This is a genomic window from Megasphaera cerevisiae DSM 20462, assembly GCF_001045675.1.
Lineage (GTDB): Bacteria > Bacillota > Negativicutes > Veillonellales > Megasphaeraceae > Megasphaera > Megasphaera cerevisiae.
Window position 1 is genome coordinate 35,403 of record NZ_LEKT01000010.1, and the last position, 13,314, is coordinate 48,716.

Genomic DNA, 13,314 nt, shown 5'->3' on the forward strand with positions numbered 1-13,314 from the left:
GGATGATACAGCACGATATCATTCTTCTTTTTTTAGTACGAAAAAATCAGGCGGCAGGCGATATTAAAAAAATGCGATTTTTTTTGCTGTTTATGTCATTTATTTACGATAATACAATGGTTCGTTTTACTTTAACAAGAAAAATAGAATACTATTTAGGTATAGGAAATGTGTATTATATGTATAATATGCAGATTGCACAGTTGGTAACGGAAAAATTACATACTATATATAGGAAGAAGGGACAATTATGACTTTTACCATCCAGACGGAAGATAGTGTCAATAAAATGGTCACTACTATTTTGAACGATTTTGCGGATACGACGGGGCTAGCGTGTGTGTATGTGGATGTAAAGGGTAAAGAAAAGTCATATCAATATAATTTTTCCAAATTTTGTCAAATGATGCGCCGGGATTCGGTATATCGTCATAAATGCAACCACTGTGATCTGTGCGGCAGTATGGCGATGTTTAAGCAGAATGTGTTTTGTCCGCACCGCTGTCATGCGGGGCTCGTCGATTTTTCAGTCCCTATCGTACAGAATAATACACTCTACGGTTTCATTATGGCAGGGCAGACGGCATCGCAGGACACACGTATTCCAGCTATCCGGATGGCTACCAATCTGAATGCGTTGGCGGGGGCGGAAAAATATTACAAGGAGGTACCGCAATATAGTTATGATCAGATTATGAGCGCAATGCGGATTCTTCGCTCCATGACGCTGGCATATTTCTTCTTTTCTGAACAGTCAGTTACGGTATCCCTGCGGCAGCAATTTGGCAAAGATATGGCGGCTATTATTGTTTCCAAGACGATTCGGCCGGAGATACAGAATGCGGCCGATTATGTGAAAAAACACTTGTATGCAAAGCTGTCCCTGCGAACAATTGCAGAGCAGGTATATTTAAGTGAGGCCTATCTTTCCAAAGTATTTAAGGAAGAAATGAATATGAATTTGTCCCAGTATATTAACAGCTGCCGTATTGAAGAAGCACAAAAAATACTGCGCAAGTCCGGTATTTCCGTAGAATTGCTGAGCCGTCAATTGGGATATAACCAGCCCAGTTATTTTTGTAAAATTTTCAAGCAGTTTACAGGAGAAACACCTCATGTATACCGCAAAAAACATCAGTTGGGATAATATTGCACAAAAAATCTGCCGGCAAATTGCCGGCAGATTTTTTGTGTGCGTCAGGCCATGTCCAGAGAAAGTAACATTTCTTCCGGCTTATATAAAATAATTGGTATCTTTCATTGCTATAATAAATACAAATCGAAAGATTGCATATGACGCATGATGAAATCATGCGTTACTAATTTAGTTTATAAGGAGGTTTTATAATGGAAGTATTAGCCAAAGGATTTTCCAAGCCGACCACACGGATTCAGAAATTGCGTGAAGAAATTTTTAATGCCGTACCGGCACTGGAGGCAGATCGTGCCGTTTTACTTACGGAATCCTATAAGGCAACCGAAAATGAGCCGGTAATTATTCGCAGAGCGAAGGCTGTTGCGGCCGTATTGAGAGGGATACCGACAGCGCTGCGCGAAGGGGAATTGATTTCAGGAGTTATGGCAGAAGGAGTGCATAATTGCCAGGTGTATCCTGAATTTTCCTATCAATGGATTATCAATGAATTTGATACGAGGGCGACGCGGATGGCAGATCCCTTTGTGATTACGACGGATACAAAAGAAAAGATGCGTCAGGCCTTTTCCTATTGGGATGGCAAGACGACGCATGCTCTGGCGACCTCATATATGTCTCAAAAATGTTTAGAGGCTCAGTCTCAGGGGGTCTTTAGTGTGGGAAATTATTATTTTAACGGCGTCGGTCATATTTGTGTGGATTATGGCAAGGTCCTTCGTCTTGGCTTTTCCGGTATTTTAAAGGAAGTGGCGGAGGCTAAAAATAAACTATCCATTTCAGATCCGAAATGCTTGAAAAAAAGAGAGTTTTATGATGCGGTTACAATTATATACACGGCAGCGATTGATTTTGCTCACCGCTATGCAGATCTGGCCGCTAAAGAAGCTGAAAAAGCTGATGGACAGAGGAAACAAGAACTGCTGCAGATGGCTGCCAATTGCCTGCAGGTTCCGGAATATCCGGCAGCTAATTGGTGGGAAGCCTTGCAGTCATTTTGGTTTGTGCAGCTGATCATGCAATTGGAATCTAACGGACATTCTGTATCGCCAGGTCGTTTTGATCAATATATGTATCCGTATTTGAAAATGGATCAGGTTGTTTCGCCTGATGTTGCACAGGAATTGCTGGACAGTCTGTGGATCAAAATGAATGATTTAAACAAAACCCGTGATGAAATTTCTGATCAGGCCTTTGCCGGCTATCAGTGCTTTCAGAATATTCAATGCGGCGGGCAGACGGAAGAAGGAGAAGATGCGACAAACGAATTATCATACATGATGATCGATGCGTCGGCTCATGTTGCCATGGCGTCACCTTCCTTTTCTATCCGGTATTGGAGTAAATCACCAGATGAATTTTTGTTCCGGGCTTGCGAGTTAGTCCGTTTGGGCTATGGTTATCCGGCTATGTATAATGATGAGGTTATCATACCCGCTCTGGAAAATCGCGGCGTAACCTTGCGGGATGCGCGAAATTATTCACTGATTGGCTGCGTGGAGCCGACTATCCCGCATAAGACACTGGGGTGGCATGATGCAGGCTTCTTTAATATATCTAAAATTTTAGAGATTACGCTGCATAATGGCCGTGTCGGGCAGTTACAAATGGGGCCAAAGTCTGGTGAAGCTGCTGATTTTCACTCTCTCGAAGAGTTGATGAAGGCCTATAAGACGCAAATGAAATATTTTGTAGCCTTACTGGTGGAAGCCTGCAATGCTGTTGATCTGGCGCATATGGAACGCTGCCCGCTGCCATTTGAATCGGCGCTGGTGGACGACTGCATTGTCCGGGGTCTCAGTGCAGAAGAAGGCGGTGCCGTCTATAATTTCAGCGGTCCCCAGGCCTTTGGTGTTGCGGATAATGGGGATTCTCTCATGGCTATTAAAAAGCATGTGTTTGAGAAACAGGAAGTAGCTATGACAGATTTGATAGAAGCGCTTGATCATAATTTCGGCTATCCTGATATGACAGGAAAGGTAACGCGGATGTTTGGCGGCGGGCAGACCGGCGGTACGTACGCGAAAGAACCGTCAGAGGATATGGATAAGCGGCAGATTTATGAAATAGTTAAGCGTCTGCTCAGTGCTAATGGAGAAATGAATGTGTGCCAAGTCCGGCAGCAGTTGGAAAACAATTCGAATTCAGGGGATACGAATGAACGGTACCGGCAGATCAGGAAAATCGTGGAGCAGACAACTTGGTTCGGCAATGACGATGACGAAGTAGATCGTCTGGCCCGGGAAGCCGGACAGATTTACGCTAAAGAAGTTGAAAAATATACGAATCCCCGTGGCGGAAAATTCCAGGCCGGATGTTATCCGGTATCGGCCAATGTTCTTTTCGGAAAAGATGTAGCGGCCCTTCCCGACGGACGTCTTGCCTGGGAACCGCTGGCAGACGGCGTATCACCCCGGGCGGGCTGCGATACAAACGGTCCGACGGCGGCAGCGATGTCTGTATGCAAGTTAGGTCATGAAATTTATTCAAATGGCACCCTGTATAATCAGAAGTATGTGCCGTCAGCATTGGCGGGAGATGAAGGTCTTAAACGGTTTGAAGCAGTCGTACGCGCGTATTTTGAAGGAAAGGGAATGCACGTGCAATTTAATGTTATTGACCGGGCTACGCTGGTTGATGCGCAGCAGCATCCGGAACAGCATAAGGATCTGGTCGTCCGTGTCGCCGGATACAGCGCTCAGTTTATATCATTAGCAAAGGAGGTACAGGATAATATTATTGATAGATCCGAATTAAAATTCTAAATACTCTTTGCAATCACTGCGTAGAAGTGAATGAAAAACATCGTGCCTGACAGCAAACGATTGTTTTACAGCTGTACCTAGAGAGAGACCGTCAGCAGCGTGTCTCTCTCTTATTCCATTTGTGCCTGCGCATTTTCCAAAGAAAAAAATAACACTATTTTGTCGTATTGTAGCAAATTATTTTTGCTTTTTTGACATTTGTATTATTCCCTAAAAGGAAAAATGGTATAATTTAGTAAATTCAGTTTGACAGCTGCATGCACAATTCAGGATACAAATATAATATAGAGGTGACAGGTGTGAGCTTAGTAGATAAGATTAAAAACGCCGGGGTAATCGGTGCCGGAGGTGCCGGATTTCCCACTCATGCTAAGGTATCCGGTGAAGCAGATTACGTGCTGCTGAATGCTGCTGAATGCGAGCCGCTTTTGCGGGTTGATCAGCAGCTGCTTGTACTGTATACGGACAGCATTTTGTATGGCCTTGATGCGATAGCACGGCAGCTTCAGGTGAAACATGCCATTATCGGTATCAAGAAAAAGCACGGTGATGTCATTGATGTACTGCGCAGGCGAATCCGGGAATTGAGACTGGCTATTGAAATTCATGAAATGGCAGATTTTTATCCTGCCGGAGACGAACAGATCATGGTGTATGAATTGACAGGACGGATCGTACCGGAGGGCGGTATTCCCATTAAAGTCGGTTGTGTTGTTATCAATGTTGAAACGACGCTGAATGTCAATCGGTCTATGGAGGATATGTCCGTAACAGATTCCTTTGTGACGGTTTCCGGAGACGTACCGCATCCTTTGACCATGAAAGTTCCCGTAGGCACGCCGATGAAGGAGGTTGTCGCCAAGGCGGGAATTACGGATCTGGATGGATATGCTGTTATTGACGGCGGTCCTATGATGGGGCGGGTTCTGAAGGATATGGATGCGACGGTTATGAAAAAGACCAAGGGATATATTGTCCTGCGGACGGAGCATCCTCTTATCGTCAAAAAGACAGCAACGGACCGGACGGCCTTTTTGGAAGGGCGCAGCGCTTGTGAACAGTGCCGGATGTGTACGGATCTGTGTCCGCGTCACTTGATTGGGCATAATCTGAATCCTCATAAAATCATGAGGGCGGTCAAATATAATCTTGCCCGGCTGGAGGAATTGACCCAAGCCAATTTATGCAGTCAATGCGGTATATGTACCTTGTTTTCCTGTCCGGCTCATTTGAAGCCGCATCAGATTAATTTTATGATCAAACAGCAGCTGGGAGCTAATAAACTCCGGTATACGCCCCTGACAGAAGCGTATCACGCTTCTGCGGCACGGGATTACCGGCGCCTTCCAGTCAAGCGTCTTATACGGCATTTGGGATTATATGCCTTTGACAAGCCGGCACCCATGACCGATGTGACCTTTGCTTCTCCAGAAGTGCGGATTTCTCTGCATCAGCATGTCGGAGCACCTGCCGTCGCTGTCGTTGCCGCAGGTGACGTGGTGATAAAGGGGCAGTTGATTGCTGACGTTCCGGAAGGGACTCTTGGTGCTGCCGTTCATGCCAGCGTGAACGGTATGGTCGCAAGTATAACCGATCAGGAAATTACAATAAAGGTGGGATAAGGTATGTATAAAGCAATTGGGATGCTGGAATTGTCCAGTATCGGCAAAGGGATGTATGCCAATGATTTAATGACCAAGGCGTCAGAAGTGGAAGTAGTGACAGCAGGGTCGGTTTGTCCCGGAAAATATATTTCAGTTATTGCCGGAGATGTGGCTGCTGTCCAAAATGCGATGAAGGTTGGCGAACAAGCCAGTGAAGGTGCATATGTGGATTCTGTTGTTATACCGAATGTTCACGCAGGAATTTTTCCGGCTATTACGGGGACAACCATGCCCGAGCACCTGGATGCGCTGGGAATTATTGAATCTTTTTCCCTGGCTTTCATGATTCGTGCGGCGGATGTAGCTCTCAAGGCCGCGGCCATTGATGCGATTGAGCTTCGGCTCGGCATCGGTTTGGGTGGCAAGGCTTATTTTGCGTTTACCGGAAATGTGGGTGCTGTGGAAGCTTCGGTCAAAGCTGCAATAGAAGAAACAGAAGGAAACGGCTTGTTAGTGGATACAGAGGTTATACCCAAACCATCTAAGAAGTTTTGGGCAACGATGTTCTAATCCTATCACATAAAAGTATAGCCTGTAGTTATGAATTGATAGTCTGGTATGATATACTGATGTGGTAGACACGAGAAATAGGGAACTGTTTTCAACAACAGATCAGGGACAGTATCTGTGGAAGGGAAATCACTATGGCTATTACATTAATGAAAGACGATTGTGTGAAAAAGGTTGTCGGAAGTATCATGAATGACTATACTAATGCTACAGGCATTGCCTGCGTTTATGTAGATATTAAAGGCCGGGAACGATCTAGTAAGTATAATTTCACTAAATTTTGTCAGTTTATGAGAAGCATTCCTGCCTTTCAGGATAAATGCAGCCAGTGTGATTTGTGCGGCGGGTTGGAAACATTTAAAAATCAGAGCTGCTGCCCGTACCGCTGCCATGCGGGATTAGTCGATTTTGCCGTGCCGGTCGTACATGAAAACCAGCTTCATGGGTTTATTGTTTCAGGACAAATGTCTTCACCTGATGCGCGGGTTCCTTATTTGCAGGAAGCTACGAAATGGGAGGAAGACAGCTATGCGTTTCATTACTTCAAATCGGTGCCTCAGTACCGCTATGAAGAAATAGTCAGCGCCTCGCGGGTGCTGAATACACTGACGACCTGCTACTTTCCCTTCAGCGATCATAAGCTGGATATGGCATACGCGACACAGACAATCAGCGGTGAACGGAATTCGGAGCTGGCTGCGATTAAACGCAGCGAAATCCGAAAAACAGTAGAATACATTAAAAATCATTTGAACTGCAACTTATCGCTGCGGATGATTGCGGAGGAAGTATATTTGAGTGAATCGTATCTTTCCAAGCTGTTTAAGCAGGAAATGAATATGAATCTGATGCAGTATATTAATCAGTGCCGTATCAGTGAGGCCGAAAAAATACTGAAAACGTCCAAATCATCCGTTGATTCGATTGGCAGGCATTTAGGGTATCACCGCACCAGCTATTTCTGCAAAATATTTAAACAATTTACGGGAGAAACGCCGCATGCCTACCGCAAGAAGTTTGACATACGGTAACGGCGGCTCTCATGGGAGATGATATATTGGGAAACAGCCTGTATACATTTTTAACATCGGAAGCCGTGACAGAAGGGCATCCGGATAAGATCTGCGATCAGATTTCTGACGCGATTCTTGATGCCTACCTTGCGCAGGATCGTACAGCGCATGTAGCCGTGGAATCTTTTGTTTCTGGAAATGTGCTGACGATTGCCGGGGAAGTCCATGCTGCGGCGGCTGTCGATATTCCGGAAACAGCGCGTCAGGTCATACGGGAAATCGGATATACGGATCCGGTATTAGGGTTTACGGCGGCGGATTGCCTTATTTTTACAAACGTTCATCAGCAATCCACGGATATCCGTCAGGGAGTAACCCGGGAAGCGGAAGCTGTTGGCAGCGGAGATCAAGGTATTATGTATGGTTACGCCACCAACGAGACGGCAAACTACATGCCTGTTACCTGCAATCTGGCACAGGGACTTGTACGGCAGTTGGATCGGATGCGCCATGAAACTGAACTGGGGAAGATATTTCGTCCGGACGGCAAATCGCAGGTGACGATGCATTTTGATCAGGAGGGCCGGCCTGACGGTATTCACAGCCTGATTGTATCCGCGCAGCATTGCGAAACAGTGGAACAGGAAGAATTGCGGCGTATTATCAGGCAGGTCGTTATTGATCCGGTATGCGGGGAATGGCTGCGGCCAGATACTGCTGTTCACATCAATGCGACAGGGCGGTTCGTCATTGGCGGACCTGCCGGTGATACCGGTCTGACAGGGCGGAAAATCATGGTGGATACGTATGGAACCATCGCAAAACATGGCGGCGGAGCCTTTTCCGGTAAGGATGGAACTAAAGTAGATCGCAGTGCAGCCTATATGGCACGATATGTAGCTAAAAATATTACGGCCGCCGGATTGTGTGATCGCTGCGAGGTGTCGATTGCCTATGCGATCAGCGGCATATATCCGGAGGCCGTACAGATTCAGACCTTCGGTACGGAGCATGTACCGCACGAACGGATTGAGAAGGCCGTAGCTGCTGTGTTCTCCTTTGCCGTAGCTGACGTTATCAAACTCCTGGATCTGCGCCGTCCTCAATTCAGAAAAACTGCTGTATACGGACACTTTGGCAGAGAAAATGAAGGGTTTGCCTGGGAACGGACAGATCAAGCGGAAGCATTACGGAATGCTGCAATATAATATACAAAATATACAAGATCGCGACTGCAGTCAATCACATAGATTTGCTGCAGTCGCCATTTTTTTGCAAAAAAATGGCGTTTTATCAATCAAAATAGTAGTATTTCGGCGACCATGAAATAATTAAGTCGTATTGTTTAATGTTATAATCATCACGAAACATCGGATTGCAGATAATGCATGCTGTCAAACATGGCAATTTGATGACTACGTATGTGAAAAACACAAGGAGGCTACATTTTATGGATGTATTAGCAAAAGGTTTTACACAACCAACAGACCGTATTAAAGCTCTGAAGAATGCGATTTATGATGCAACACCGACGGTCGAAGCAGATCGTGCAGAATTAATTACCGCTTCGTATAAGGAAACGGAAGGGTTGCCGATTATTCTCCGCCGTGCCAAGGCTGTTGAAAAGCTGTTAAACGAAACTCCTATTGCTGTTCGTGATAACGAATTGATTGTAGGGTCTTTGACCGTAGGCGTACACGGTTGCCAGATTTATCCGGAATTCTCGTTTGACTGGGTAGAAAAAGAATTTGATACGATGGCTACCCGTATGGCCGACCCCTTTGATATTCCGAAGGATACGGCAAAGCGCCTGCATGACGCATTTCTCTACTGGCCGGGTAAAACGACGAGTGATCTGGCAACGTCGTATATGTCCAAACCCTGCCTTGATGCACAGGCAAACGGTATTTTTACAGTAGGAAACTATTATTTTAACGGTGTCGGTCATGTATGCGTCGACTACGGTAAAGTACTTCGTGAAGGCTATTCCGGTATTATCCGTGAAGCCGAAGCGGCTAAAGCAAAATTGAACGGCACTTCTCCGGAAGATATCAAAAAATGCCATTTTTATGACGCGGTCATTATTACGTATAAAGCGGCTACGGCATACGCGCACCGCTATGCAGACCTTTGCGATCAGCTTGCTGCGCAGGAAAGCAATCCTGCCCGTAAAGCCGAGTTGACACAGATGGCGGTTAATTGCCGTCAGGTTCCGGAAAATCCGGCAACGACATGGTGGCAGGCTTTGCAGGGCTTCTGGTTCGTACAACTGATTCTTCAGATTGAATCCAGCGGACACTCCATTTCTCCGGGTCGTTTTGATCAGTATATGTATCCCCATCTTGAAGCGGATAAAAACATCAGTCAGGATTTTGCGCAGGAACTGCTTGATAACATATGGATCAAATTTAATGATCTGAATAAGACACGTGATGCCGTTTCTGATCAGGCATTTGCTGGATACGCTATTTTCCAAAATATTCAGTGCGGCGGTCAGAATGAAGATGGCGTAGATGCTACGAATCCACTTTCCTACATGATGATTGATTCAGCTGCTCATGTGGCCATGGCGGCGCCGTCCTTCTCAATCCGTTATTGGAATAAAACACCGGATGAATTCCTTTATCGTGCGTGCGAACTTGTGCGTCTCGGTTATGGCTATCCGGCTATGTACAACGATGAAGTTATCATCCCGGCCATGATGAACCGTGGAATTCCTTTAAAGGATGCCCGTCAATATTGTATTATCGGCTGCGTAGAACCGCAGGTTCCGCATAAGACAGAAGGCTGGCATGATGCGGCGTTCTTCAATATTGCAAAAGTTCTCGATGTCACTCTCCATAACGGCCGCAACGGCAAGCTCCAGTTAGGGCCTAAAACCGGTGAAATGAAAGACTTTAAGAACCTCGGAGAATTGATACTGGCATATAAGCAGCAGATGGAATACTTCGTTCGTCTCTTGGCAGAAGCAGATAACTGCGTCGATTACGCACATATGGAACGTGCTCCGCTCCCGTATTTGTCTGCATTGGTAGATGATTGCATCGGCCGCGGCAAATCCGTTCAGGAAGGCGGCGCGATTTACAACTTCACCGGCCCGCAGGCTTTTGGTGTGGCAGATAACGGCGACTCCTTCGCAGCAATCCAGAAACACGTATTTGAAAAGAAAGAAGTTACGATGGAACAGCTCTTTGACGCAATTAATCATAACTTCGGCTATGCTGATGAAACCGGCAAGATAGAACAGTGGTTCGGCAATGGTTGCTGCGAAAGCAACGCATCTATCGAAGGCATGGATGAACGCCAAATTTATGAAGCCGTCAAACGGATTCTCAGCGCTAACGGCAGCATTGATATCAACCAGCTCCAGAAAGACATTCAGAGCGGTACCACTAAGACACAGGCTCCGGCAGCAGCTGGTGATGCAACACAATATCAGAATATTAAACGCATCATGGAAAATACAACATGGTTTGGCAATGATGATGACTTTGTAGATCAGATTACTCGCGAAGCAGGCCAAATTTATGCCCGGGAAGTACAAAAATACAAAAATCCCCGCGGCGGTCAATTCCAGGCAGGCTGCTACCCTGTATCTGCCAATGTTCTCTTCGGGAAAGATGTTGCACCGCTTCCGGATGGCCGTCTGGCGTGGACTCCGCTTGCCGATGGCGTATCTCCTCGTGCCGGCTGCGATACCAGCGGCCCGACAGCAGCATCTATGTCCGTTGCCAAGCTCGAACATGAAACCTTCTCCAACGGTACGCTGTACAATCAGAAATTCAGCCCGTCTGCTCTGGCCGGCGATGAAGGTTTGAAGCGTTTCGCAGCATTGTGCCGCGCATACTTTGAAAATAAAGGCATGCATGTTCAGTTCAACGTTATTGACAAAGCGGCTTTGGTGGAAGCGCAGGCTCATCCGGAACAGCACAAAGACCTCGTCGTCCGTGTTGCCGGCTACAGCGCTCAGTTCGTTTCCCTGGCGAAAGAAGTACAGGATAACATCATCAACAGAACAGAACATGTATTTTAATCCCACTGCGGAGGCAAATCTGAGAGGGGGAGCAGCGTGAGCGTTGTAACTGTTGATTACAAACAAGAAGGCGATATTTTTGATATCCAGCGGTTTTCCTTGAATGACGGGCCGGGTATCCGAACAATTGTATTCTTGAAAGGATGTCCTCTTTCATGCTGGTGGTGCAGCAATCCCGAATCACAGCGCCGCCGCCCCGTAGTAATGTATAATGAAGCAGAATGTGTGCACTGCAGGCGCTGTGAAAGCGCCTGCAGGCAGCACGCTGTCACGTTTACTGATGACGGCGTCCGGCATTTTAATTTTGATGCATGTACGGGCAATGGCGATTGTGCTGCGGTTTGTCCTGTGGGAGCACTTGTCATGAAAGGGCAGCATATTGATGTCCGGTCATTGATTGATATCTTGAAGAAAGACCGGTCTACGTTCCGTCATTCTGGCGGCGGCGTGACACTATCCGGCGGCGATCCGCTTATGCAGGCTGATTTTGCCCGTGAACTGCTGAAGGCCTGTAAGGCTCAGGGCTGGAATACGGCTATTGAAACCGAAGGCTGTGCGGAACCTTGTGATGTATTGGATGTCATTCCGTATGTGGATCATATTCTCATGGATATTAAGCATATGGATCCGGAAAAGCATCGGACATTTACCGGTGTATCCAATGAATTGATTTTGAGTAATGCCAGAAAAATTGCAGCTTTTTCCCCGCTCACCATACGGGTTCCGGTCATTCCGAAGTTTAATCATTCGGAAAAGGAAATAGGCGATATTGCTCGTTTTGCGGCTTCGCTTGGGAACACAGAATGTATGCATATTCTGCCGTATCATTCGTTGGGAGAAAATAAATACCGAATGATGGGCTGCGAATATAAAATGAATCGCCTAAGTGTTGCATCACTTTCAAATGAAGAGTTAGAAAAGTATCGTCCTATTATTGAACAGGCTGGTGTACGCTGCAGGATAGGCGATGAATAATCCTAAGGAGGGTCATTATGGATCAGGAATTATTGGAAAAAGTTATGAACCAGGTAAAGGCTGAACTGGGAACGAACGCAGCCGTACCGGCAGCAGAAACACAGACGAAGGGGGATGCTACGGGAATCAACACGGCTGTCGGCAGAACCGAATTTGTAGGAACCTCACTTGGTGATACAATCGGTCTTGTTATTGCCAGTGTCGATCCGATGCTGAAGGACTCCATGAATTTGGGGAAATTCCGTTCTATTGGTATCATTGGCGGACGTACCGGCGCAGGTCCGCAGATCATGGCTGTTGATGACGCTGTCAAAGCAACCAATACAGAAATTATTTCTGTCGAACTTCCCCGTGATACCAAAGGCGGTGCAGGTCATGGCTCTTTGATTATCATCGGTGCTGAAGATGTATCCGATGCCCGCCGTGCTGTGGAAACAGCGTTGCAGGTGCTGCCGAAATACTTCGGTGATGTATATGGCAACGATGCAGGTCATCTGGAATTCCAGTATTCCGCCCGTGCCAGCTATTGCCTTGAAAAGGCGTTGGGTGCCAAATTCGGCAAAGCCTTTGGCATGACGTGCGCAGGTCCGGCCGCTATCGGTGTGGTTCTTGCCGATACGGCTGTTAAAGCGGCTAATGTAGAAGTAGTAGGCTATTCATCTCCCGGCAACGGCGGTACAAGCTATTCAAACGAAGTTATCTTGTGCTTCAGTGGTGATTCCGGCGCTGTACGGCAGGCTGTCAAAGCGGCTATCGTCGTAGGCAAGAAATTGCTTGGCGCTCTCGGTGAAAAACCGAAATCCACGACGACGCCGTACATCTGATATAAATCTGTGTTATAAGTACGTGTTATGAAGTAAAGAATTAAAACTATAAACGCATAATAATGAAGCGGAGGATTTTAAAATGACAAATGAAGCATTAGGTATGGTAGAAACGAAAGGTCTCGTAGGCTCCATCGAAGCAGCAGATGCAATGGTCAAGGCTGCTAACGTAACATTGATCGGCTACGAAAAAATCGGTTCCGGCTTGGTAACCGTTATGGTCCGCGGCGATGTAGGAGCTGTCAAGGCTGCTGTTGACGCTGGCGCAGCATCAGCTAAAATCGTCGGTGAAGTGGTATCCGTTCATGTTATTCCTCGTCCTCATACAGATGTGGAAAAGATTCTGCCGCATTTGGATTAATCTACCGATGAGGTGA

Annotated in this window: 10 protein-coding genes; all 10 read left to right on the forward strand. The window is 46.5% G+C overall.

The window, feature by feature from the left end; all coding sequences use genetic code 11:
* The first annotated feature begins 250 nt into the window (after positions 1–250).
* The 10 genes from AB840_RS04690 (at position 251) to pduA (ending at position 13,298) form a co-directional block, all read left to right on the forward strand.
* Positions 251–1,147 carry a PocR ligand-binding domain-containing protein gene (locus AB840_RS04690; RefSeq protein ID WP_048513682.1) on the forward strand — a complete coding sequence of 299 codons (897 nt, stop codon included), beginning with the start codon at positions 251–253 and terminating at the stop codon, positions 1,145–1,147.
* Between the two features lie 200 nt (positions 1,148–1,347).
* Positions 1,348–3,918, forward strand: a complete 2,571-nt coding sequence (locus AB840_RS04695; RefSeq protein ID WP_048513683.1) for a glycyl radical protein — start codon at positions 1,348–1,350, stop codon at positions 3,916–3,918.
* Positions 3,919–4,217: 299 nt separating this feature from the next.
* Complete coding sequence (locus tag AB840_RS04700) at positions 4,218–5,540, forward strand: 4Fe-4S dicluster domain-containing protein (RefSeq protein ID WP_048513684.1); 1,323 nt, start codon at positions 4,218–4,220, stop codon at positions 5,538–5,540.
* Between the two features lie 3 nt (positions 5,541–5,543).
* Entirely contained in the window at positions 5,544–6,092 is a 549-nt protein-coding gene (locus AB840_RS04705; RefSeq protein ID WP_048513685.1) for a BMC domain-containing protein, read from the forward strand.
* A 134-nt stretch (positions 6,093–6,226) separates the two neighbouring features.
* Positions 6,227–7,123: a PocR ligand-binding domain-containing protein gene (locus AB840_RS04710; protein WP_048513686.1), complete on the forward strand. Its 897-nt coding sequence runs from the start codon at positions 6,227–6,229 to the stop codon at positions 7,121–7,123.
* Between the two features lie 26 nt (positions 7,124–7,149).
* On the forward strand, positions 7,150–8,313 hold the full coding sequence (metK, locus tag AB840_RS04715; RefSeq protein WP_236684547.1) for a methionine adenosyltransferase: 1,164 nt from the start codon (positions 7,150–7,152) through the stop codon (positions 8,311–8,313).
* A 242-nt stretch (positions 8,314–8,555) separates the two neighbouring features.
* The gene (locus AB840_RS04720; protein ID WP_048513688.1) at positions 8,556–11,138 is read left to right on the forward strand and encodes a glycyl radical protein; all 2,583 of its coding nucleotides are present in this window, start codon (positions 8,556–8,558) and stop codon (positions 11,136–11,138) included.
* Positions 11,139–11,174: 36 nt separating this feature from the next.
* Entirely contained in the window at positions 11,175–12,113 is a 939-nt protein-coding gene (locus AB840_RS04725) for a glycyl-radical enzyme activating protein (RefSeq protein WP_048513689.1), read from the forward strand.
* Positions 12,114–12,130: 17 nt separating this feature from the next.
* A complete protein-coding gene (gene pduB / locus AB840_RS04730; RefSeq protein ID WP_048513690.1) occupies positions 12,131–12,937 on the forward strand; it encodes a propanediol utilization microcompartment protein PduB in 807 nt (268 codons plus the stop codon).
* 82 nt (positions 12,938–13,019) lie between these two features.
* Positions 13,020–13,298 carry a propanediol utilization microcompartment protein PduA gene (pduA, locus tag AB840_RS04735; protein WP_048513691.1) on the forward strand — a complete coding sequence of 93 codons (279 nt, stop codon included), beginning with the start codon at positions 13,020–13,022 and terminating at the stop codon, positions 13,296–13,298.
* The last annotated feature ends 16 nt before the right edge of the window (positions 13,299–13,314 follow it).